Here is a 23214-nt window from a genome sequence, read left to right as displayed (position 1 = left end):
TGATCCAGGAGTGAAACGATGACTTTTTCAATGCAATTGAGCGACGACGTAATCGAGGTCCGCGACTGGGTGCACGAGTTCGCCGCCGACGTCATTCGCCCCGCCGCGGCCGAATGGGACGAGCGAGAAGAAACTCCGTGGCCGGTCATTCAGGAAGCGGCGAAGGTCGGGCTGTACTCCCCCGACTTCTTCGCACAGCAAGCGGCCGAGCCGACGGGCCTGGGGATGCTCACCGCGTTCGAGGAGATGTTCTGGGGCGACGCTGGTATCGCGCTGTCCATCATGGGCACCGGGCTGGCGGCGGCGGCCTTGGCGGGCAACGGAACTCCCGAACAGCTGGGCCAGTGGCTGCCCGAGATGTTCGGTACGCCCGGTGACCCCAAGCTCGGCGCGTTCTGCTCGTCGGAGCCCGACGCCGGTTCGGACGTCGGCGCGATCCGCACTCGAGCCCGCTATGACGAGGCCGCCGGGGAATGGGTGCTCAACGGCACCAAGACCTGGGCGACCAATGGCGGTATCGCCAACGTTCACATCGTGGTCGCATCCGTGTATCCGGAACTGGGCACGCGCGGTCAGGCAACGTTCGTAATCCCGCCTGGCACGAAAGGTTTGGCCCAGGGGCAGAAGTTCAAGAAGCACGGCATCCGCGCCTCGCACACTGCCGAGGTGGTGCTTGACAACGTCCGGCTGCCCGAAGACGCGATCCTCGGTGGCCGGGCGAAGTTCGAGGAGCGCATCGCCCGGGTCAAGTCGGGCGCCTCGGCACGGAGTCAAGCGGCGATGAAGACCTTCGAACGCACCCGGCCGACAGTAGGTGCGATGGCCGTCGGGGTGGCCCGCGCGGCATACGAGTATGCGCTCGATTACGCCTGCCAGCGTGAGCAATTCGGCCGCAAGATCGGTGAGTTCCAGGCCGTGGCGTTCAAACTGGCTGACATGAAGAGCCGGATCGACGCGGCGCGATTGCTCGTGTGGCGGGCCGGTTGGATGGCGCGCAACAATCAGAACTTCGACTCCGCCGAGGGTTCGATGGCCAAACTCGTGGCCAGCGAGACCGCGGTCTACGTCACCGACGAGGCTATCCAGATATTGGGCGGCAACGGCTACACCCGCGACTACCCCGTCGAGCGGATGCACCGCGATGCGAAGATCTTCACCATCTTCGAGGGGACCAGTGAGATTCAGCGCTTGGTGATCTCCCGCGCCGTGACCGGTCTGCAGATCCGCTGAAGCGGGCCGTCCTAGCGGCGCCGGCCATGTGAGCTGCGCGTTTAGCGACGCGCCCGGAACGGCGGTGGCGTCCTGGCGACCGCCGTGTCCATGAACCCCCTCTGGACTCCGGGACGCACGTGGCCGCCCCGGGGCAACTGCTGACATAGTGGATGGCGAACTGACATCCACCGTTTCTACGCAGAGCCCTTGACGTGTGACCGACACTGACGCCGGGAGAACAACCATGAGCGCCGAGCAGCCGACCATCCACTACACGCTGACCGACGAGGCGCCGATGTTGGCGACCTACGCCTTCTTGCCCATCGTGCGTGCTTTCACCGAGCCCGCCGGTATCAAGATTGTGCCCAGCGACATTTCGCTGGCCTCCCGGATTCTGTCCCAGTTCCCCGACTACCTCAGCGAAGAACAGCGCGTCCCGGACACGCTGGCCGAATTGGGTGAGCTCACCGAGCGGCCCGAAACCAACATCATCAAACTGCCCAACATCAGCGCCTCGGTGCCCCAGCTGGTGGCCGCCGTCAAAGAGCTGCAGGGCAAGGGTTACAAGCTTCCCGACTTTCCGCAGAACCCGAAGACCGACGAAGAGAAAGAGATTCGGGAGCGCTACGGCAAGTGTTTGGGCAGCGCGGTCAATCCCGTTCTACGGCAAGGCAATTCCGATCGCCGGGCACCGAAGGCGGTCAAGGAGTACGCCCGCAAACACCCGCACAGCATGGGCGAATGGTCCATGGCCTCGCGCACGCACGTCGCGACCATGAAGCGCGGTGACTTCTATCACGGCGAGAAGTCGATGACGCTGGACCGCGCACGCAACGTCAAGATGGTGCTCAAGACCAAGAGTGGGGAAACCCTCGAGCTCAAGCCCAAAGTGGAACTGCTCGAGGGCGACATCATCGACAGCATGTTCATGAGCAAGAAAGCGCTCGTAGAGTTCTACGAAGAGCAAATGGAAGACGCCCGCAAGACCGGCGTGATGTTCTCCCTGCACGTCAAGGCCACCATGATGAAGGTCTCGCACCCAATCGTCTTCGGGCACGCGGTCAAGGTCTTTTACAAGGACGCCTTCGCCAAGCACCAGGAACTCTTCGACGAACTCGGCGTCAACGTCAACAACGGATTGGTCGACCTCTACAACAAGATCGAGTCACTGCCCGCCTCGCTGCACGACGAGATCATCCGTGACCTGCACGCCTGCCACGAACACCGCCCGGAACTGGCGATGGTCGACTCGGCCAAGGGCATCACCAACTTCCACTCCCCCAGCGACGTCATCGTGGACGCCTCCATGCCGGCGATGATCCGCGCCGGCGGCAAGATGTACGGCGCCGACGGGCGGCAGAAGGACACCAAGGCGGTCAACCCCGAGTCCACCTTCTCCCGCATCTATCAGGAGATCATCAACTTCTGTAAGACCAACGGACAGTTCGATCCGGCTACGATGGGCACCGTTCCCAACGTCGGTCTCATGGCGCAACAGGCCGAGGAATACGGTTCGCACGACAAGACCTTCGAGATTCCCGAGGACGGCGTCGCCGACATCGTCGACCTGGACAGCGGTGAAGTGCTGCTCACCCAGAACGTGGAAGAAGGCGATATCTGGCGCATGCCGATCGTGCGCGACGCCCCGATCCGCGACTGGGTCAAACTCGCCGTCACCCGCGCCCGGGACTCCGGCATGCCGGTGTTGTTCTGGCTGGACCCCTACCGTCCGCACGAGAACGAGCTGATCACCAAGGTGAAGACCTACCTGAAGGATCACCACACCGAGGGCCTGGACATCCAGATCATGTCCCAGGTGCGCTCGATGCGGTACACACTGGAACGCCTGATCCGCGGCCTGGACACCATCGCCGCCACCGGCAACATCCTGCGCGACTACCTGACGGACCTCTTCCCGATCCTGGAACTCGGCACCAGCGCCAAGATGCTGTCCATCGTGCCGCTGATGGCCGGCGGCGGCATGTACGAGACCGGCGCCGGCGGCTCGGCGCCCAAGCATGTCCACCAACTGGTCGAGGAGAACCACCTGCGCTGGGACTCCCTGGGTGAATTCCTTGCGCTGGGCGCCTGCCTGGAAGACATGGGCCGCAAGATGGACAATCCGCGGGCCAAGATCCTGGGCACCACACTGGACTCGGCCATCGGCAAATTGCTGGAGAACGACAAGAGCCCGTCGCGCAAGACGGGTGAGCTCGACAACCGCGGCAGCCAGTTCTACCTCGCGATGTACTGGGCAGAAGAACTCGCCGCCCAGGACCAAGACGAAGAGCTCAAGAATCACTTCGCCAAGCTGGCCGACGAGTTGAGCAGGAACGAAGAAACCATTGTTTCCGAACTCAACGAGGCCCAGGGCGACGCGGTCGACATCGATGGCTACTACGCGCCGGACAGTGAGAAGACCACAGCGGTGATGCGGCCGAGTAAGACCCTGAACGCAGCCATCACCGGCGACAAGGATCCCGCCGACCCTCGCGCGTGAGGGCCGCCGACTACCTGACGCCGTCCACGAGCTGACGGAGCGTTTCCACCAGCTTGACCCGCTCGGCACGTGTGCCCGCCAGCGGCACCACGTTCAAAGTGGTGACGCCTGACTCGCGGAACGCCGCCAGACGTTCTTTGACGAACTGCGGCGTACCGATCAGGTTGACGTCTCGGACTAGTTCATCGGGCACCACCTTGGCGGCACCGTCCTTGTCCCCGGCCAGGTAAAGCTCTTGAATGCGGTCGGCTTGCGGGCCATAGCCGTATTTTGTGGCCAAGGCGTGGTAGAAATTCTTGCCCTTGGCGCCCATGCCGCCGATGTAGAGCGCAAGGTGTGGCTTCACCAGCTCGCGCAGCCCTTCGACGTTGTCTCCGATGGCCAGCGTCGGACCGGCATACACATCCAGCGCACCCAACGCCGGGTCCCGCCGGGCGTGGCCGCTCGCCAAAGCCTCACCCCAGACGTCTTGCGCCTTCTCCGGCAGGTAGAAGATCGGTTGCCAGCCCTCGGCGATCTCGGCTGCCAGCTCCACGTTCTTCGGTCCAAGTGCGGCCACCAATATCGGGATACGTTCGCGCACCGGGTGATTGATGAGCTTGAGCGGTTTACCCAGACCGGTGCCCTGCTCAGCGGGTAAGGGGATGGTGTAGTGGCGGCCTTGATATTGCACCGACTCACGCCGCCACACTTGCCGGCAGATCTCGATGACCTCGCGGGTGCGAGCAATCGGAGCGTCGTAGGGCACACCGTGAAAACCTTCGATGACCTGCGGGCCAGAGGCGCCCAGACCGAGCGTGAACCGCCCGTCGGAGACGTAATCCAGACCGGCCGCGGTCATCGCGGTCAAGGTCGGCGTTCGCGTGTAGAGCTGCAGAATGCCCGAAGCCAGTTGCACCCGTTCGGTTTTGGCGGCCAAGTAGCCCAGCGCGCTTACCGCGTCGAAGGAGTACGCCTCGGGGACGAAGACGATATCCAGGCCGGCGCTTTCCAGATCGGCCACTTCCGCGGCCACATCCTTGAACCCGCCCGCGTAATTGATGCCCAGTCCGATCCGCATGGCTAGTTCGACACCCCTTCGAGCGCTTCGCGTTGGATGCGGTCGAACTGGGCGCCCATCGCCTCGGACAACGCCTGGGCGCCAGTGAGGGGCCGCACCATCACCATGAGTTCGTCGATCAGTCCGTCGTCGTTGACGTGCAGGAAGTCGCAACCGGTGACCAGCACCCCGGGTGCCCCGGAGATCCCGGTTTCGAACACCAGCGCGTGGTCATGACCGTCGCCATATTCCCGGATGTAGTGGAAATTCTCGAAGATGCGCATCACCCCGCGCAGAATCGCGGCGGTGATCGGCTTGCCGACGTACGGCTTGAAGGCGACCGGGCTGGTGAAGACCACGTTGTCGGCGAGTAGCGCCTCGAGGGCGGCCGCGTCGCGCGCCTCGACTGCCGCGCGGAAGGGGTTCTGCGAAGTCACACGACACCTCTGCTAGTCAATTTGTTGAGTACTGCTTGGACGGTAGATCGTGAGCGGGCGGATTGTCCAGAGGTGATTAATCACTTTGTTGATTAGTCGCGGCGTTGTACGCTCGGCCGATGTCACTACGTGACGCGGTGTTGGCCGCGCTCCTCGAAGGGGAGTCTTCCGGCTACGACCTGGCCAAGGAATTCGATGCGTCGGTGGCCAACTTCTGGATGGCCACGCCGCAGCAGTTGTACCGGGAACTCGACCGACTGGCCGAACAAGGTCTCATCCGGGCCCGCATGGTCCATCAGGAACGTCGGCCCAACAAGCGCATGTACTCGCTGACCGAGACGGGTTACGAAGCGATCCAACACTTCACCTCCCGCGCGCCGCGGCCTTCGGTGATCCGCGACGAGCTTGCCGTTCAGGTGCTGGCTGCTGACGCCGGTAATGCCGTGGCGGTCCGTGACTTCGTGGCCGAACGGCTGGCATGGGCGAGCGCCAAGCTGGAACGTTACGAACGGTTTCGCGCTCGCATGCTCGACGGCCGAACCGAAGACGAGTACCTTGGCCAAGCCGAACGGGTGGGGCCCTACCTGACGCTGCTGCGCGGAATTTCGTTCGAGCAGGAGAACATTCGGTGGGCCGAGCGGGCACTCGCGGTCATCGGGCAGCGGCTGCCGCAGACCTGAATCAGCACCACCGAAACGGGCGGGGCAATGTGATGGTTTTCTCGGCGGGCTCATACCAGCCCTGGGGAGCGTGCTGGTCGGTGTGCAGGTAGCACTGCACCCGCACGTCAGCGCTGTCGGGAGTGAAGGTCAGCAGCCTGCTCAGCGGCAGGGTGGTCAGCGGCATGTGGTGGCGGCTCAGCGAAGCGACATTGAGGAACCAAGTGCCCCAGCGGTTTTCGATGTGAGTCTTACCGCCGTGCTGGTCATCGGGATGGGTGTGGGTGTGGCCGGCCAGCCACATCGCCACCCGACCTGGTTCCTCGGCCAGGAACGACTCGAACTGAGCGGAATCGGGTTGGCTGTCGACCCAATAGAGATAGGACGCCGCATGGGGCGTCCCTTGCGCGAACGGACGGTGGTAATGCTCGTGCCATTGGCCGTCGGCTCCCTTGCGGACCCCCTCCCATTCCCCCGAAGCGACGGTGGTGTCTTTGAGGACATAGTGATGCACCGAGATGATGTTGAGGTCGGGATGGGCCAGAACCATGTTCTTCCACCATTGGAAAGTCTCACCGCTGACCACGCCGCCCGGGTTTCCGCCAAGGGTGCCACGTCCGACCCGCTGGGTCGGCTCGTTGCGGTCACTCATCATCAGAAACAGCAGGTTGCCCACCTGAAACGAATAGCGCTCCCAGGTTCCGGTGACCGGGTAGCGCCGCGCATGCGCATCAACGCCGGAGCTTTCCGGGTGCTCCCCGAGTGGGTCCACCCACTTGCGCCACCACCATGCCTCCGGCTCGTCGAGGCCACTTCGGTCGTGATTGCCGCACACGTCGTAGATGTCCTCGCGCCGGTGCCGGCGCAGCGCTGCGAACTGCCGGGTGACCTCGAGTCCTTCGGCATCGTCGGGAAGGCTGTGATGCTTACCCGACATGTCGCCGACATCGATGGCCAGATCCCACTCGAACGCCGGCCCGCCATCGGGCCCGCCGAACTCTGAGTGAATGATGGCCTCTGCCAGACTGTCTCGGCCGAAGCACTTGTCGGTCCCTACGTGTGCGTCACCGAAAGCCCAGAGTCGAAACGGCGGTCGCTGCGACTGGTGACCGTCAGGCGTCATGGTCGTCCAGCAGCCCCCACCGACGGCGGATTCGCAGGTCCAAAGTGCTGAACAACGCGTCGACAACGATGCCGATCGCCAGGATCACGATCATGACGGCGATCGCCGAGGGCATGTCGCTGAGATTCTGCGCATTCTCGAGCAACACCCCGATCGATGACGTGTTGGCAACCAGCACGACGAGCTCACCGGCCATCAGGCTGCGCCACGCGAAAGCCCACCCCTGCTTCAGTCCAGCGACGAACATCGGTAGGGCGGCCGGCAGGATCACCAGGCGGTACAAGGCAAGCGATTTCAACTGCAAGGTGGACGCTGCCCGCAGCAACACAGGTGAGATGTGGTCGACACCGGAGATCACTCCGATGGCTACGGACGGGACGGCGCCGACCACGATGACAAACAGGATTGCGGTGGTGCTCAGGCCGAAGAAGATGATGGCGAACGGGAACCACGCGATCGCCGGCATCGTCTGCAGGCCGGTGATCAATGGGCCGAATGCCTTGCGGAACAATTTATTCCGGGCGATCAGCGCGCCGGTCAACGATCCGATCACCGCTGCGAGAGCAAATCCGGTGACGGCTCGGCCCATGGTGGTGCCGATGGCTTGCCACAGCACCACACCATGCAGCTGCTGCCAGAGATTTTCCGCAACGGCGACGGGTCCGGGCAGTACGAACGAGGGCTTCCATCCGCTCAGGACGATCAGCTCCCAGAAGACTACGAGCACGGTGACTGCCAGCAACTTCGGCCAGACGGCGGCCGCGACGACATGCGCAATGCTGCGCCGTCGCGTACCGGGATTCGTGGGCGGCAGTACGCGGACCGTGGGATCAGGTGCCGTCAGCATGTGCGCTCCGATTGAGTTGCTCGGTGATTTCTGCGGCCAGTTCCGCAACCTGAGCGGTGTTGATGTCGCGTGGGCGCGGCAGCGCCACGTCAAATTGTTCGACGATCGTGGCGGGCCGTTGGCTCAACAGCACGACGCGATCGGCAAGGCGTACCGCCTCACGCACGTTATGGGTGACGAAGACGACGGTCAGGTTGCGCGCCAGCACGATTCGCTCGAGCTCGCCTTGGAGACGGTCGCGCGTCAAAGCGTCCAGGGCGGCGAAGGGCTCGTCCATGAGCAACACGTCGGCGTCTTGCGCCAGCGCGCGGGCCAATGCGACTCGCTGCTGCATCCCGCCGGACAACTGGTGCGGCCTGTTGTCGGCGAAAGCTGTCAGTCCAACGGTTTCCAAGAGTTCGCGAGCCTTCGCGCGTCGTTGCTGGCGCGACATCGCTCGCGCCCGCAACGCCAGTTCCACGTTTCCCGCCGCGGTCAACCACGGGAACAGGGCAGCCTCCTGGAACATCAGCGCGACTCGGTGCCCACCGGTGTCCAACACACCTGATGTGGGCCGGTCCAATCCAGCGATGAGGGATAACAGGGTGCTTTTACCGCAGCCCGAAACCCCTACCAGACAGACGAATTCACCGGCTCGCACGGTAAGCGAAATCGGGCCTACGGCGGCGACAGATGACCGCCCGGTTCCGAAGTGTTTCCTTACCTGGTCCAGTCGAATGGCTGGAATCGCGGCGGGCGCGTTGGCAGCGGGATCGGACACGGCCACCTCCCGCCCGGCGATCGTCGTCACGCCGCCACCGCCGGCTTACCCACCGCAGCGAGTTCTCGGTTGAGCGGACCCAGATCGAAGATGCCGTCGAGATTGAGTGGCTGTAACAGGCCCACAGCCACGGCTTTTCGGACTTGGTCGTTGAGCGACTGCACTCCGGGGTCATTGGTGAAAGTCGTCTCCTGGAACGACGCAGTCAACACCTCGGGTGAGAGCCCACTACCGAGCGCCTTGGTCAAAGTGGCGTTGGCAGCTTGGGCAGCGGCATCCGGATTGTTGTGGATCGTGTCGTTCGCTTCGATCTGGCCGCGGACCAAGGCCGCCACAACATCGGGATGGGCGGACAAGAATTCCTGCCGCACAACCAGAATGGTGATGGTGTTGGGATCTGACCAGAGCCGCACCCCGCCGGCGTTGACCAGCTGGACGTCATAAGGGGCGGATTCGATGGCACCGGCAATCTGGTTGCTGATGAACTGTTGGACGATGGCCGACTCAGGCGTGGTCGGCTTGATCGAAACATCGCCGCCGCCTTGTGGATTGGTCTTCAGCCCGTTCTTCAGCAACCAATCGCGCAGGCTGACGTCTTGCGCCCCGCCGAGTGCGGGGTCGGCGACGGTCTTCCCCCGCAGGTCGGCTGCGGCCGTGATACCCGGCTTGACCACCATCGATGTGCCGCCGGTCGCGGAGCCGGAGATGATCTTGATGGCGGTGCCATTGGACCGCTGCCAGGCGTTGAACGCCGGATTGGGACCGACGAAGGCGGCATCGAGTTGGCCTGACAGCAATGCTGTCGTTTCGGCGGTGCCTTGACTGAACGGTTGCGGCTGGAAATTGACGCCGGGGCCGAGATTCCTGGCGAACGCGCCGTTCTCGATGCCAACGAGCGCCGACGCGTGGGTGATTCGCGTCAGGTAGCCCAACCGCAACGTGACCCCAGACGACTTGGGGGTCGGTCCGCCCCCGGTGCAGCCGGCCAGCGCCGCGGTGACGAGGAATGCGGAGATGATTGCGAAATAGATCTGTCGAGGACGGGACACGGATTCTCCCGGGGATGTTCGAATTGGTGGGACGGTCGGCAGCCGGGTGGATTCACCGGACACATGCCGGACACGCCGCGCAGGTGATACGACCGAAGTCGACGTGGCGGCGGCGCGTCAGCGCCGCGTGCTTCGTCATCGTGGCTCCGTCGCGGCTTGAGAGATGAACAGCGGACTGGTCCACACCTGATGTCCGTCGCACTGCGCGGCCCGTAGATAAATCGCACTGTGCTCAGGAGGCAGATTCACCGGCAGCGCTCCGGTGACAGCGGTGGGCAGTGCTGCCGGCTCGGCGATGCGTTCCACCCGTATTCGCAGGTTCAGCCCGCCGACGGCCTGCTCGTAGCGCGATTGCGCGATCAACTGTGCGCCGGTGACGGTCAGGCTCGCAGCGCTGTCGTCTTCGGTCACTGTGGTGTCGATCCGCAGCTGTGCCCGCGCGAGGTCACCGAGGCGCACAATCACGCCGACGTCGGAGCCGTAGGTAGCGGTGCGCCAGGAGACCGTTGGGCCGGTGACGTCAATGGCCTGCTCGGGATGGCTGGTCGCCCAGGGTTGCACCGAATCAATCGACGTCTCCGTGACTTTCAGGTGCCCTACCCAGGTGGCCCAACGGTAACGGTCCCGGTGCCGCGCACCGCCCCAGCGAATCCGCACCAAGGAATCCGAAAGCCCGGCTTCGGCGTTGAGGTCGCGCCGCCATAGCGGTCCGTGCGTGTCGTAAATAGCCAGTTCTTCCCAGCCCGTGCTGCCGTACACCGCATAGTCGACTTCCAGACTCGCTGCGGCAGTCAGGATTTCGTCCCCCATCCAGTCGCTCCCGCTGCGCAGCAGCGCAACTGACCGGCTGCCGGTGGTCGCCCAGGTTCGCCGCGAGCGCAAAGCCCGACCGACGAATTTCGCGGTCAGGTCGTCGGCCAGGACGCCGGTCAGACCACCGTGTCCGCCGAAGATGTTGGCGCCGGGTGCCCCGCCGCCGGGCCGGCCGCGATGTTCGTCACTGGCCGCACTGGCCCCCAACTTGAGCCCGCGCGACAGTGCGTCCTCGAGGAACCATGGGCTGCTGCCCCAGCTGGAATGCACTTCGATGAGGCGTTCCAATTCGGGGTGGTGCCAATCCAATACCGCACGCCTGCCCCCGACATGCGGGATCAACAAGTATGAGTCGGGCTCTTTTTCATAGGCGGCATACAGTTCGGTGATAGGCCACGTCTGCGGGGTAGGCGCGGTGGCGGTCATGCCCTGGCGCCACTCCAGGGATCGCGCAATGGTGGTGTCTTCACCGAGGAAGACGACGTTGTGATCACCGCCGACACCGGCGGTTCCGCACCACTCCACTCCCGGAAAGCACACGAATTGGCCGTCGTGGGATGCCGCACGGCAGGCTGCGACAACGTCCGCCCAGGCGCCGTCGGTGATCTGAAAGTCGTTGGCGGTGTAGCCGAGTATGTCCAGTCCGCCGATATCGCGGCCATAGCGCAGATTCCAATCGGTGTTCTGCGTTCCGACCGTGTCGTTGGAGTGCACATGCAGGTCACCGAAATAGGCCCGGGGAGCGGGAAGGTCTGCCACCACGTCGATCTCGGCGGTGGTCGGCCCGAACGTCACGGTGTCCGTTTCCGCCGTTACCGCGAAGACACCGGCCCGGGCCGGCAGGCTCAGCACCGCGTGCGCCCATCCGGTGGCCGGTGTCTGGGCCGTGGCCGCGCGCTCACCGTTGCAGTCGGCACGCACGGTCGCAGGCACGCCGCGGCACACATTGCCCCAGCGGTCCTGCAGATGGGCGCGCAACTGCACAGTCGCGGTGCGAGGGCTCACGACGCGCGGACCCTGCACCACCAACCGCTCGGGCGGCCCCGGAGCAATGTCGATCTTGGCGACTGCGGCGTGGGCCATGCGCGAGGTGCCGAGGGGATCGACATAGAGATGCAATTCGAAGTCGTCCTCGACGAAGGTCTGCACCCGGGTACCGGCCCCGCCGAACCGGCGGTCGCCGAGTCGGATCTCGATGACGTCACCGGGACGCAGGTAGCCGTCCACCACATGCACCAGAAGCGACTTCTGGAAGGGCCGCTCGCCGCCTTTGACGTCGTAGCGAGTGGTCAAACGCTGCACCGTGGCAGCGCCGTCCGGCGAGGCTCCGCCGATCAGCGATCGATCGATCAAGGTTGCCGTGGCGAAGTCACGCCCGGCAGGGTCGGTGGTCTGCAAGTCCCAGTCGGAGTAGTAGCGAAAGCACAGCTTCAACCAGCCGCTATCGGCGATACCGGAGAGGCCGACGGTGTAGGTGAGCTTCAGTTCCTCGACCGCTCCGGCCACCAGGGTGCGCTTATCGCAGCCGAGGGTGCCCAGAAACGGTAGGCCTTCGAGCTCAGCGTTGATCCGCTCGCGCACCTCGGCAGAGGAGCAGTCGTTGGTTCGCAGGCCGGATTGCGGGCGCACGGCGACTGCAGTGGCCGGCATCGGCCGTTCGCGCCGGTCACCCGAGGTCATTCGGCTAATTCTCGACGCACCGCACTTAGGCGTCCAGCGCATAGATATGATCTGATCAATCATTGGGAGTGATCAATTGTGAACCTGCAGCAGATTCGCTATGTACTCGCCGTCGCGGAAAGCCGCAGCTTCACTCGCGCCGCGGACAACATGTTCGTCGTGCAATCGGCATTGAGTCAGCAGGTGCGCAAGCTCGAGGAGGAACTGGGACTGCAGATCTTCAACCGGACCACCCGCTCGGTCTCGCTGACTCCGGCGGGCGAATCCCTGCTTCCGCTGTTGCGCCAGGTCGTCGGCGGGCTGGACCAAATCGTCGTCAGCGCGCAAGCGCTGCGTGGCGCGGTGACCGGGCGACTCACCGTCGGGATGATGGAGATCCCGTCGGAGAGCCTCGACGTTGCGGCCCTCATGGCGACCTTTCACACCCGCTACCCCGACGTCACCGTGACACTGCGCAGTGGCGGCAGCGACCTGCTGGTGCAAGCGACGCGCGACCGCAAACTCGACGTCGCGGTCGTCGGTTCGAACGTGGCGCGATCGGCCGATCGGCTGTCTTTCGACCACTTGTTCTCCGAGGCGCTGGTGGCGGTGCTGCCCATCCGGCATCCACTTGCCGCCGGCCCCGCTGTGTCACTGGACGCGTTGGCCGACTACCCGTTCATCGACTTCCCGCCCGGATACGGATTGCGCCATGAAACCGATCGCGGCTTCGGGGAGGTGCGGCGGCGCGTGGCTTTTGAAGTGACTCGTGTCGACGAGGTGGTCCATTTCGTCTGCCAGGACTTGGGCGTGGCGTTGCTTCCGGAATCGGTGGCGCGAAGCCGTGCAGAGGTGGGCTCGGCCCTCGTCCTGCTTCCCGTGCGGGGCGCTGTCTTGCGGCGGGAGGTTCACCTGGTCGCTCCGCATGCCGAACTGCGATCGGCTGCGACGCAGGCGTTCATCGAGTGCGTGCACGAGCACATCACCGACAGGGCTGGGACCGAACCGCCGTCAGGGCGCGCGGCCGGCAAGGTAGTGCGCTAGCACCGGCCTCAACCAGGCAATGAGATCGCCGTCATCCATCTCGGCCAGTGCCGGGATCGCCAGAACGTAGCGCGCGACGGCAAGTCCCAGCACTTGGGAACCCACCAACGCGGCGCGCTCATGGGCCCGGTCGGGTACGACCGCGGCCAACGCCGGGGCGACCCGGTCGACGAACACCCCGAGCAAGGCGTCGGTGGCCGCCTGGTTGGTGGCGGCCGCCCGTAACAGCGGCAGGAACGGCCCTTCCGGTCCCCAGACACTTACGAACAACGGCAGCAGCACATCGGCGATGCGGTCGGGAGGGACATCGGAAAGGTCGGGGAAGGTGATGTCCAGCCGAGACGCGGCGGCGAACAATTCGGCCTTGCTGCCGAAGTAATGCATGACGAGCGCCGGGTCGACGCCGGCCGCCGCCGCCACCGATCGGATGGTGGTGCGCTCAAAGCCGTTGTTGCCGAATTGCGTTCGAGCCGTGGCCAGGATCGTCGCTCGCGTCGCCTGTCCGTCACGTCCTTCACGGGTCTTCGCCGGCATGCCAGCAGTGTATTCAACAACTGTTGACACCGCCAATCGGCTTCGCTATCGTCGGATTCAACAGTTGTTGAACTCGATGGCGAGGGAGTTTCGGCAGTGACCGTCACAGCAATCCAAATCGGCCTCGACCCCGAGGTAATCGACTACACGGCAGCCGACTTCGCGCAATTCGCCGGCTTGTCCAAAGAGACCCTGCGGGCCGCGAACGACGACAATGTCGCCGCACTGCGGGCAGCGGGATATCGGGTCGACAACTGCCTCATCGACTTCGGTGAAGCCGGTGTCGCCAAGGCTCGCAGCTGGCTGCAGGCAAACCACTACGACGCGGTTCTCATCGGCGCCGGGGTGCGACTGGTGGCAAGCAACACCCTGCTGTTCGAGGCGATTGTCAACGCGGCGCACGCCTTACAGCCGGGTTGCCGGTTTGTGTTCAACCGCGCCGCCACTGCGACACCCGACGACATCCGCCGCTGGTACCCGAACCCCGAGGTGGTGGCGTGATGACACGGTCTCACGCGGACGTCCTTGTCGTCGGTGCCGGGCCCACCGGACTGACCGCCGCCGGGGATTTGGCCCGCGCGGGCCGGTCGGTCACCGTGTTGGAACGCTGGCCTGCCACCAATCCATCCAGCCGCGCCTTCGCCACCATGGCGCGCACACTCGAGCTGCTCGATTCGCGCGGGGTCGCCGAGGGTCTCCTGGCGAACTCGCACAAAGCACCGGCAGTCCGCCTCTTCGCCGGCGCCCGACTGGATCTCAGCCATCTGGATTCGCCGTACCGGTTCGTGATGGTCGCGCCGCAGACCAACGTAGACCGTGCACTCGAGGGCTACGCCGTCGAACGAGGCGCCGACATCCGCCGGGGCGTCGAGGTCGTCGGCCTTGACCAAGACGGCGAGGGCATAACGGTGACCGCACGCAGCCACGACGGCAGCACTGAGCAACAGTGGCGGGCGAAGTACCTCATCGGCGCCGACGGCGCCCACAGCACTGTTCGCGCCTTGGTGCGAGCGCAGTTTCCGGGCAGGACCGTGTTGTCCTCCGTCGTGCTTGCGGACGTGAAATTGGCGCATGGACCCAGCGGCGGTGGCTTGCACCTGGCCAGCACCCGTGATGTGTTCGGCTTCTTGGCCCCTTACGGCCGACACGACGCGGACGGCTCCTGGTATCGCGCGATGGAATGGGACCGCCATAACCAGCTACCGAACACTGAGCCGGTGCACGATGACGAGATCGCCGGCGTTCTTGCCAGGGCGCTGGGTGCCGAGCCTGAGTTGCTCGACGTCGGATCGAAGTCGCGATTCCGTTGTGAGGAAAGACAAGTCGCTCAATATCGGCATGGTCGTGTGTTCCTGGCCGGAGACGCGGCGCACGTTCATTCCCCGATGGGCGGGCAAGGCATGAACACCGGTATCCAAGACGCCGTCAACCTCGCCTGGAAACTCGACGCGGCTCTTGATGGCGCCTCCGATGCCGTTCTGGACAGCTATCACGACGAGCGCCATCCGATCGGCAAGCGTGTCCTGGTCCAGTCCGGCCTCGTGGCACGTAACATCACGCTGCATCCCCGGCTCGCCCGCGGGATACGCAATCTATTGGCGCCCAAGCTACTTCGCGTTCCCCGCGTGCGCGACGCGATAGCGGGAAGCTTCGCCGGAACTACGTTGCGCTACGCCCATCGCCGAGGCGACAGTTCGCTGGTGGGCACCCGGGCGACTCAGATTCCCTTGACGCACGACCGCCTCACCCGCCTGCAACGCAGGCCGGGCTTCGTGTTGATTCGTGAGCAGGGGGCGTCAACACTCGATGTCGGCCTGCTCCAAGCCGAGCGCGCCGACGGCGGTCCGGCGGTCCTCGTTCGGCCTGATGGCTACATCGCCTGGTCCGGCCGGTCAGCGGACCGGCCGGCGTGGCTTGCCGCACTCGGTCGCTGGACCGCAGCTGCGCGCCAGGCTGTAGCCAACTGACCAGGACACCGCACATCCCCCACCGGCTCGAGCACTCGGAGGATGACGAGTTAGGTTCGTCCCCGATGAAAGTCGTGGTCGTCAGCTACGGAAGTCGCGGCGACGTGGAACCCTGCGCCGCGCTCGGTCGGGAGCTGCTACACCGCGGGCACCAGGTGCAGATGACCGTTCCGCCCAACTTGCTGAAGTTCGTCGAGTCCGCAGGGCTCACCGCCGTGGCGTACGGACCCGACTCCCGCGAGCAGTTGAACCCCGCCAGCGAGTTGGTCCGCGACTTGGCGACCAAACCCCAGAATTGGTTCGATCTCCTCGGTCACGTGATCCAACACGTGAGCGCGGTCGACGCGGAGAAGAGCGCGACTCTCACGTCGCTGGCTGACGGCGCTGATTTGCTGGTCAGTGGTTTCAATGAACAGGGGCTCACGGCCAATGTCGCGGAGTATTACGGCATCCCGTTTGCGGCACTGCACTATTTCCCCGAACGACTCTGGGCGTCTGGGGGGCCCGCGACGGTCATCGCCAAGCACTCCGAAGACGCGCAACGCCGTGCCTTGGGACTACCGGAAACGTCGAAAAGCGCGGCGCAACGGATGGCCGAAAGCGGGATCCTGGAAGTCCAAGCCTATGACGAGATCTGCTTACCTGGACGGGCCGCCGAATGGGTATCGCCAGAAGCGCGACGCCCCTTCGTCGGCGCGCTGACGTTGGAACTGCCGACAGATGCTGACGAGGATGTCCTGTCGTGGATTGCCGCTGATGCACCGCCGATTTACTTCGGCTTCGGCAGCACACCGCTGGAATCGGCAGCCGATACGGTGCACATGATCAGCACGGCATGCCGCAAACTCAACCAGCGGGCGTTAATCTGCAGCGCGGCAGAACAATTGGCTGATTTTCCCCGTTCAGACCACGTCAAGATAGTGGCTGCGGTCAACCATGCGGTGATCTTTCCGGCTTGCCGTGCAGTGGTCCATCATGGTGGCGCCGGCACGACGGCCGCAGCTATGCGCGCCGGAATACCGATGCATATTCACTGGCTATGGCTTGATCAGCCGATGTGGGCGGCCGCAGTGACCCAACTCGGTGTCGGGACCGGGCGGCCTTTCGGGACTGCCACCGAAGAATCGTTGATCGCCGACTTGACCACGATCCTCACTCCGCAGTACGCAGAGCGCGCCCGCGCGTTAGCCCCGCGGTTGACCGCAGCGGCGACCAGCGCAGCCCACACCGCCGATCTTCTGCAGCGAATTGCCCTACCCTGAACCGTGCGCCGTCGACCGACCGCCACGGACACCTAGCAGTGGGTGGACGGGACTGGGCGCGGCGCCGCCTAGAAATCTCCCAGCCAACTCCAAGGTCGCCTATCCCGGTGGGCTGCAGCAAATAGCCGCGGCCCTCCGACCACAACCGCGTGCCAAGTCGGCGAATCCTCGGACCGGCGCACGGCTTGGTACTGGCGCCCGAAAACAACTGTGTCCCCTAACCAACGGGGAATAACTTCCTGATCCGGGCCGTCGTTTCACTTCGTCGGTCGGCCAGATGACGAGACCTGCGGAGGAATGCGGTGACTACGGCGCGTGTGGCAACCGACCGCTCTGCAGGAACCGCGATCGATGCCATGTTCGCCGCAGTGCTGGCCGTCCTGCTCGCAATTGGCTGGGCTGCCAACCACTTTGCCGCGCTGATGCCGGTGATCAGTGACCACCAGCACCTGAGCGCCGCGACACTCAACGCGGTCTTCGGCGTCTACGCGGTCGGCTTGCTTCCCGGTTTGCTTATCGGTGGGCGAATCTCGGACGCGCTCGGGCGACGGTCGGTGGCGTACGCAGGTTCGGCTGGCGCTCTAGCGGGCACCGTAGCCATGCTGCTTTCGCAGCACTCCGGGGTACTGCTGGTAGGTCGCCTCATCGTCGGAGTCGGCGTCGGATTGGCCATTAGTTCCTGCACGGCTTGGGCGTCCGACCTCAAGGGCCCCGGCGGGGCCGCCACGGCCGGAGCCGTACTCACTGCCGGCTTCGCCATCGGACCCTTCGCTGGCGGCATCATCGGCACGGCCGGACAACGGGGCGTCGAAGCTTCGTTTCTGGTGGCCGCCGCGCTCGTCGTGCTGGCGGCGGTGGCAACCGTCGTGGCCGTACACCGCGCGGCCGCACCGAAGCCGGTGACAGCTATCGGTCGGCAGCAAGCGACCTCCGGACAGCATGGCGCCGCACGAGCCTTGAGCTGGGCCATGCCGTTGGCGCCCTGGGTATTCGCCTCGGCCACCCTGGCGTTCGTGACAATTCCCACGCGGCTGCACACCGGGCTCGCGGCTCCGGTGGCCGCAGGAACCGCCGCCCTGATCGTCAACGGTGCCAGCGGATCGATCCAGGTACTGGCCAGGCTGCGCCGGTGGGGTCCGCAAACCGGCACGGTCGGTGCATCGCTGGCTGCGGTGGGTTACGCCCTCGCGGCCACTGCACCGCGGACCATGACGGTCGAGATGGGTGTGCCGCTGCTCGTGGTCCTCGGTTGCGCGTCGGGTCTGTGTCTGCGCGAGGGTCTGATCGACCTGGAAGCCGCGGCACCGAAGCGCTCGCGGGGCGCCATCACCGGCGTGTTTTATGCCGTCACCTACATCGGCTTTGGCCTGCCGCTGCTGCTTACCACGATCGGGTACGGAGTCGCGGCCATGCTTCTCGGGGCGATGGCGGTGTTGGCGGCGGCGACGGCGGTCAGTCGAGCGGTACGGCTGCGCCGAGACAGCCACCGCCAGCGATGATCACGCCGCTGGTGCGCCTTGGCGGTGCTTGACGCCGGCCGGCGACAACGGCGCGCTGCCCACAACGCTCAAGCCACCTAGACGCCGCCAGGAGCGAATGGCATTGCGGGTGACTTCCAATATGCGCGCGGCTCCGGCATCACCATTGGCCAGCCTGTGTGCCCGCAACGCATTACCGGTTACCGCATCGAGGGTGTCCCAGTCGTCGGTCTCGACCAACGCCGTAGATTGCGTTGCGGCCCGCAACGCATACAACTCAGCCCCGCGAACCGTCCCACTGACCTGACGCGCGATGCGAGCGGCACTGTCCCAGGCGGCAATCGAGGGCGTGTCGCCCGGAAGGAATCCGCGATGCAGCTCGGCGATGTCGCAGATCGCCTTTGCCGCGGGGCCTTCGGCGTATCGCACGACGCCCCACGGCGGGCTGGTCAACAACTTGGTCACCCAGGCATGGGTGACGGTTTCGGCGACATCGGCGGTCCCCACCGTGAGCCACCCCATATCCACCACAACCACACTGTCTTGTGGGGACAGATAGCCGTCCGGTCCAGCCAGCAGGTCGTTGCACAACTGCACGAACGATGCCAACGGCCGTGCCGAAGTGGCCGGGAAGTCAGTGATTTGCTCGTCGCCATTGATGTACGAAATGACGTTCATCGCACAGCCTTTGCCCGATCCCGGCTGGTGCGACCCTCTGGCCAACCTCAACGGATGCGTGATGCGTTCGAGATCCATGACCTGACACAATCTTTCGCTGTGGAACCACTCGCTTAGGGCTTCGCGATGGCACTCTATGGCAAGCGGAGGCAGCAGGCCTTGCGACACGTGGACCGGCGGCGCGGATGTTTCTGCAAATTTCAGCTGGGTAGCCGAGGCGTCATGCCGCCCCAGCCAGCCGCGCCATGCGACGCCGACCTGTCGGACGGTCAACCGCTGATCCGCCCACAGCATCGGCGATGGTCGCTGCGCCGCATCCCGCTCGAGACCCGCAAAGCCGCCGCCGTGATTGCCATCGCGCTCGCGATGACATCCAGTTTCGCGGCCGCCTACACCGTCGCGCTGGGCAGACCGTCTCCGCGGCAACTTCCGATCGGTGTAGTGGGCCCGACGTCGGTCACCGGCCCGATCATCGCCGGAATGCAACAGCGCCAGCACGATTTCGACGTACGCAGCTACCCATCGCGCCAGTCGGCGGTCGCGGCGATCGACCATCAAACGATCACCGCCGTCATCGACGCCACCGAGACACCGCCGCAGCTGCTGATCTCCAGTGCCAGTGGCCCCTCGGCCGCGCACGTGCTGACCCAACTCGACGAGCCGACACCCGGACGCTACCTGCTACCCATTGTCGATCTTCATCCGCTGCCGCCGTCGGATCCCGGTGGGCTGGCCACGTTCTACCTCGTCATAGCCGCGACCATATTGGGCTTTGTGACGATGTTTCAGTTGCGCGCCAACGTCAACACGCTCACGCTGGGCCGTTGGTTGGCCTGTCTGGGCGTCCTGGCGATCGCCGGCGGTGCATCACTTGCCGCGGTGGCCGGACCGATTCTGGATGCACTGCATGCGCCGTTCCCGGAGCTGTGGCTGCTGACTTCACTGCAGATCGCGGTCGCGGCCGCGTTCAACTCGACCATGCTGGTGCTGATTCACCGATGGGCCATCATCCCCACCTGGGGCGTGTTCATCTTGCTCGGCAATACCTCGTCAGGTGGTGCGGTGTCACCATCGTTGCTGCCGCAACCATTCGCGTTCCTCAACCACGCACTGCCGAGCGGGGCGACCGTCTCGGCCATCCACGCGGCCTCCTACTTCCCGCACCAACAGCGGATCATGCCGTTCCTGGTCTTGGCTGCCTGGCTGCTGGTGACCCTGACCGCGCTGGTGACCTGCTCCCGCGCCTTGGGTCGTTCCCCGACGGACTAGGCCAGAATCACCCCGTGCGGGTAGCGGTGAAGAATTTGGTCCGCAACAGCCGCTCGAAGACCGGTGGCAGCTCTGCGAAGGGGCGGCCATATTCGTGGGCGGCCAGGTGCACCAGATCTGTACCGGTCACATCCCAATTGCGCTGCGCCAGCCACATTTTGGTGTCGGCGCGCGGGTCGTCGTACCACAAGTCGGCCACGGGGGGCTGGGTACCGTCCTGGCCAATCGCCGGCATGCTGTCGGCGAATTCCTGGATTTCGCCCGGCGCGGGACCAAGTTCGGCGGCGATCTGGCTGCCTACTGCCGACAATTCGTCCAATCTCTCGAACAGCGCGTCTTGCGCCGCGCCGGGAAGATAGGGCAGCAAACCTTCGAGTGCCCATGCCGTGGGTTGGTTCGGGTCGAATCCCGCCGAAACAAGCGCCCCCGCCCAGTCCTCCCGCAGATCGGTGGCAATGGTGACTCGACGCGTCGCGGGCACCGCGCCGCGCAGGTCGAGAACCTGCTGTTTGAATTCGAGCACTCGAGGCTGGTCGATCTCGAACAGCGTGTGATCTACCGGCCACGCCAATCGGTATGCGCGGCTGTCCAATCCGGCTGCCAGTATGACAGCTTGCCGGACACCGGACCCGCTGGCTCGGGTGAAGAAGTCATCGAAGAACCGCGTTCGTACGCCGACCCACTGCGCATTGAACGCCGCCGCGCTAGTCATGTCCGTATTAGCCACTGCTGCAATCAGACTCGGCTCGCCGGCCGCCTCGACGAAACCAGCGGCATAGTCGTCGTTGGCCAAGGGCGGGTCCAGTGCGGCATCGAGTGCGCGCGACGCACACACAGCCAGCGCCGTGAACCCCACACTGGTCACGATGTCCCAGGTATCGCCTGCGACTCTCGACATAAGGGCCTCCCGCTGCATTTCGATATGAGACGTGGCAACGTAGGTGCGCAGGTGCCTCGGCATCCGCGTCAACATTGTTCGCTTAACTAACGCATAGTGTACGCCGCCGTAGCTTGCAGCTCAGGAAGGAGTGCTCGGGTGAGCGAGCCGGTCCGGGTCGGCCATATCGACTTGAGCTTCCACGACGCGGCGGCGCGCGAAGTCGAGAACGTCCTCGTTGCACACGGTCATCGCATCGAACGCTCCGCCGCTCCGCACGAGGACATGTTCCGTCGTCTCGGCAGTGGTGAGGTCGATGTCCTGGTGGCCGCATGGCTCCCCGACAGCCACGGCGCCTACCTGGCTCCCTTCCGTGAGCAGGTGCGAGAAGTCGCCGTTCTCTACGAGCCGTACTGCCTCTGGGGCGTGCCCGACTACGTGCCGGTCCAGGCGGTGGCTGAAGTTGCCGATCTGCTGCGGGCCCCGGCGTTGCAACACATGGAACGGCTGATTCAAGGAATCAATCCCGGCGCCGGCATCAGCCGCTTCTCCACTGCCATCGTGTCGCAGTACGGGTTGCACGCGGCCGGGTACCGGTTCGAGACCGGCACCCAAGCACAGTGCTTCGGCCGATTCGTGGACGCTGTCGCCGAAAGGCGGTGGGTGGTCATTCCGCTGTGGCAACCGCAATGGTTACACCACCGCTACCAGATCCGCGAGCTCGAGGAGCCCAAGGGTCTGCTCGGCGGCACCGATCAAGCGACCGTGCTTGTCCGCAGGGATGCCGAGCAGCGGATCGGCACTGCCGCTTTGACCGAATTGGCTGCGCTGCACCTGGGTAACGCCAAGGTGAGCGAACTCGACGACAGGCTGCAGCGCTGAGCGTCACCTCTCATTAACGACATTCAACCCCAACAGATTTCGCAGGCTTTCGGCCGAATAGCTGTTCAAGGCAACGCCGTTACCCGCCGCCCCACGTGCGGCGCGTGCCAGGGCGGCATTGACAGGAGCCGTGATGCCGTGCCGGTGAGCGATCCGCACAATCTCCCCATTGAGAAAGTCGGTCTCGACATTGCCGGTATGGCGGCTCAACGACTGCCAGGTCGAGTTGCTTGCTCCGACATTGCAGCCGGGTACCGGACGCACGGTCGGCCCGTCCGCCCTTGCCTTGGAGGAGGTTTCGAATGAGACATACCCGATTCCCGCGCGATGCAACACGTCCTCAGCTTCGGCGCGCAGGGCCGCCACTACGTCGCTGACATCGGCCGCATCGGCCGCCAGCGCACCCACGGCATTCCCGAGGTTGCTCAATAGCTTGTTGTACTTCCATGGGACCACGTCATCGGGAAAGCGCACCCGGATGCCCGCAGCGCCCCAGCACTCGCCGAGTTCAGCCAACAGTTGCGCGTCGGTCGCGGTGCCTGCCGATGCGGGCCAGCGGCCTATATGAAACTGCCCGACCACAGGCCAAGACCGCGCAATAACTTCGCCCGGTTCCAAGTGAACGGCAGGTAACCAAACACAGACACCGAAGACGCGGCGAAAGTAGCGCAACGCTTTCTCCTCGGCGGCAACACCGTTGAGCGCCGTTAGCACCGGCAACAGTTCCCCTGCGGTACCGGTACGGCCGTCGCCGCGATGGACCGGTTGATCAACCCATTGCTGCAAAGCGGCATCGAGTTGTTGCGTCTTCGTCGTGAAGACCAGCACGTCGCGCTCTGTCAACCGCACCTCCTCCGGCGCGATCACCGCGGTGACGGGGACGTGGAAGGTGCCGTCGGGTGTCCGCAGCGTCATGCCGGCTGCGGCCAGTACCTCGGCGTGCCGGCCCCGCGCGACCAGCACCACCGGTACTCCTGCTCGGGCCAACACTGCGCCCACGGTCCCGCCGATCGCGCCCGCGCCGACGATCACGTACCGGCGGTCGTCTGCAGACAATGGCCGCGCCTTCCGGTTGGTCTGTGCCCTACCTTGGCGAGGTTACGGCTGTTCCCTGAACACTTCCTT

21 protein-coding genes are annotated in these 23214 nt (G+C 64.8%); 10 read left to right on the top strand and 11 right to left on the bottom strand.

The window, feature by feature from the left end:
- Nucleotides 1-18: 18 nt before the first annotated feature.
- Together I2456_RS01275 and I2456_RS01270 are read left to right on the top strand one after the other, a co-directional pair.
- A complete protein-coding gene (locus I2456_RS01275) occupies nucleotides 19-1230 on the top strand; it encodes an acyl-CoA dehydrogenase family protein (RefSeq protein ID WP_068030099.1) in 1212 nt (403 codons plus the stop codon).
- Nucleotides 1231-1456: 226 nt separating this feature from the next.
- Nucleotides 1457-3712, top strand: coding sequence for an NADP-dependent isocitrate dehydrogenase (locus I2456_RS01270; protein ID WP_085073814.1), 2256 nt, complete (start codon nucleotides 1457-1459; stop codon nucleotides 3710-3712).
- Nucleotides 3713-3722: 10 nt separating this feature from the next.
- Here I2456_RS01270 and I2456_RS01265 read toward each other — a convergent pair whose 3' ends face one another.
- Both I2456_RS01265 and I2456_RS01260 read right to left on the bottom strand, forming a co-directional pair.
- Nucleotides 3723-4772: an LLM class F420-dependent oxidoreductase gene (locus I2456_RS01265; protein ID WP_068030087.1), complete on the bottom strand. Its 1050-nt coding sequence runs from the start codon at nucleotides 4770-4772 to the stop codon at nucleotides 3723-3725.
- A gap of 2 nt (nucleotides 4773-4774) precedes the next feature.
- Complete coding sequence (locus I2456_RS01260) at nucleotides 4775-5188, bottom strand: nuclear transport factor 2 family protein (protein ID WP_068030083.1); 414 nt, start codon at nucleotides 5186-5188, stop codon at nucleotides 4775-4777.
- A gap of 119 nt (nucleotides 5189-5307) precedes the next feature.
- Between I2456_RS01260 and I2456_RS01255 the strand changes: the two genes are divergently transcribed.
- Nucleotides 5308-5868 (top strand): PadR family transcriptional regulator, encoded by a 561-nt coding sequence (locus I2456_RS01255; RefSeq protein WP_085073813.1) that lies wholly within the window; start codon nucleotides 5308-5310, stop codon nucleotides 5866-5868.
- A gap of 1 nt (nucleotide 5869) precedes the next feature.
- Here the strand turns inward: I2456_RS01255 and I2456_RS01250 are convergent, their stop codons facing one another.
- The 5 genes from I2456_RS01250 to I2456_RS01230 form a co-directional block, all read right to left on the bottom strand.
- Entirely contained in the window at nucleotides 5870-6970 is a 1101-nt protein-coding gene (locus tag I2456_RS01250) for a hypothetical protein (protein ID WP_085073811.1), read from the bottom strand.
- Complete coding sequence (locus tag I2456_RS01245) at nucleotides 6960-7817, bottom strand: ABC transporter permease (RefSeq protein WP_085073810.1); 858 nt, start codon at nucleotides 7815-7817, stop codon at nucleotides 6960-6962. The genes I2456_RS01250 and I2456_RS01245 overlap by 11 nt, the downstream gene beginning before the upstream one ends.
- On the bottom strand, nucleotides 7801-8535 hold the full coding sequence (locus I2456_RS01240; protein WP_068156378.1) for an ABC transporter ATP-binding protein: 735 nt from the start codon (nucleotides 8533-8535) through the stop codon (nucleotides 7801-7803). Before I2456_RS01240 ends, I2456_RS01245 begins: the two co-directional genes overlap by 17 nt.
- A gap of 68 nt (nucleotides 8536-8603) precedes the next feature.
- The gene (locus tag I2456_RS01235) at nucleotides 8604-9626 is read right to left on the bottom strand and encodes an ABC transporter substrate-binding protein (RefSeq protein ID WP_085073809.1); all 1023 of its coding nucleotides are present in this window, start codon (nucleotides 9624-9626) and stop codon (nucleotides 8604-8606) included.
- Nucleotides 9627-9761: 135 nt separating this feature from the next.
- Complete coding sequence (locus I2456_RS01230) at nucleotides 9762-12119, bottom strand: CehA/McbA family metallohydrolase domain-containing protein (RefSeq protein ID WP_085073808.1); 2358 nt, start codon at nucleotides 12117-12119, stop codon at nucleotides 9762-9764.
- Between the two features lie 78 nt (nucleotides 12120-12197).
- Between I2456_RS01230 and I2456_RS01225 the strand changes: the two genes are divergently transcribed.
- Nucleotides 12198-13142, top strand: coding sequence for a LysR family transcriptional regulator (locus I2456_RS01225; RefSeq protein ID WP_068030073.1), 945 nt, complete (start codon nucleotides 12198-12200; stop codon nucleotides 13140-13142).
- Here I2456_RS01225 and I2456_RS01220 read toward each other — a convergent pair.
- Nucleotides 13110-13676, bottom strand: coding sequence for a TetR/AcrR family transcriptional regulator (locus tag I2456_RS01220; protein ID WP_068030070.1), 567 nt, complete (start codon nucleotides 13674-13676; stop codon nucleotides 13110-13112). The two genes, I2456_RS01225 and I2456_RS01220, sit on opposite strands and share 33 nt — an antisense overlap.
- Before the next feature lie 96 nt (nucleotides 13677-13772).
- On the opposite strand from I2456_RS01220, the gene I2456_RS01215 reads away from it, so the two are divergent.
- The 4 genes from I2456_RS01215 (at nucleotide 13773) to I2456_RS01200 (ending at nucleotide 18404) form a co-directional block, all read left to right on the top strand.
- Nucleotides 13773-14177: a hypothetical protein gene (locus I2456_RS01215; protein WP_085073807.1), complete on the top strand. Its 405-nt coding sequence runs from the start codon at nucleotides 13773-13775 to the stop codon at nucleotides 14175-14177.
- Nucleotides 14177-15643, top strand: coding sequence for an FAD-dependent oxidoreductase (locus I2456_RS01210; protein ID WP_085073806.1), 1467 nt, complete (start codon nucleotides 14177-14179; stop codon nucleotides 15641-15643). Before I2456_RS01215 ends, I2456_RS01210 begins: the two co-directional genes overlap by 1 nt.
- Before the next feature lie 65 nt (nucleotides 15644-15708).
- Nucleotides 15709-16905 carry a glycosyltransferase gene (locus I2456_RS01205; protein WP_085073804.1) on the top strand — a complete coding sequence of 399 codons (1197 nt, stop codon included), beginning with the start codon at nucleotides 15709-15711 and terminating at the stop codon, nucleotides 16903-16905.
- Between the two features lie 356 nt (nucleotides 16906-17261).
- Complete coding sequence (locus tag I2456_RS01200) at nucleotides 17262-18404, top strand: MFS transporter (protein WP_085073802.1); 1143 nt, start codon at nucleotides 17262-17264, stop codon at nucleotides 18402-18404.
- Here the strand turns inward: I2456_RS01200 and I2456_RS01195 are convergent, their stop codons facing one another.
- Nucleotides 18405-19061: a hypothetical protein gene (locus I2456_RS01195; protein WP_205880196.1), complete on the bottom strand. Its 657-nt coding sequence runs from the start codon at nucleotides 19059-19061 to the stop codon at nucleotides 18405-18407.
- Nucleotides 19062-19283: 222 nt separating this feature from the next.
- On the opposite strand from I2456_RS01195, the gene I2456_RS01190 reads away from it, so the two are divergent.
- Nucleotides 19284-20330 carry a DUF3533 domain-containing protein gene (locus I2456_RS01190; protein ID WP_241007837.1) on the top strand — a complete coding sequence of 349 codons (1047 nt, stop codon included), beginning with the start codon at nucleotides 19284-19286 and terminating at the stop codon, nucleotides 20328-20330.
- A 7-nt stretch (nucleotides 20331-20337) separates the two neighbouring features.
- Here I2456_RS01190 and I2456_RS01185 read toward each other — a convergent pair whose 3' ends face one another.
- Nucleotides 20338-21228 (bottom strand): SAM-dependent methyltransferase, encoded by an 891-nt coding sequence (locus tag I2456_RS01185; RefSeq protein ID WP_085073799.1) that lies wholly within the window; start codon nucleotides 21226-21228, stop codon nucleotides 20338-20340.
- Between the two features lie 138 nt (nucleotides 21229-21366).
- Here I2456_RS01185 and I2456_RS01180 point away from each other — a divergent pair, with 138 nt between their 5' ends.
- The gene (locus I2456_RS01180) at nucleotides 21367-22089 is read left to right on the top strand and encodes a glycine betaine ABC transporter substrate-binding protein (protein ID WP_085073798.1); all 723 of its coding nucleotides are present in this window, start codon (nucleotides 21367-21369) and stop codon (nucleotides 22087-22089) included.
- A gap of 3 nt (nucleotides 22090-22092) precedes the next feature.
- Here I2456_RS01180 and I2456_RS01175 read toward each other — a convergent pair whose 3' ends face one another.
- Nucleotides 22093-23079, bottom strand: coding sequence for a ketopantoate reductase family protein (locus I2456_RS01175; protein WP_241008039.1), 987 nt, complete (start codon nucleotides 23077-23079; stop codon nucleotides 22093-22095).
- Nucleotides 23080-23214 lie beyond the last annotated feature (135 nt).

The organism is Mycobacterium kubicae (genome assembly GCF_015689175.1).
Taxonomy (GTDB): Bacteria; Actinomycetota; Actinomycetes; order Mycobacteriales; family Mycobacteriaceae; genus Mycobacterium; species Mycobacterium kubicae.
Note: the sequence above shows the minus strand (reverse complement) of the source record. Positions and strands in the feature narration are given on the sequence as shown.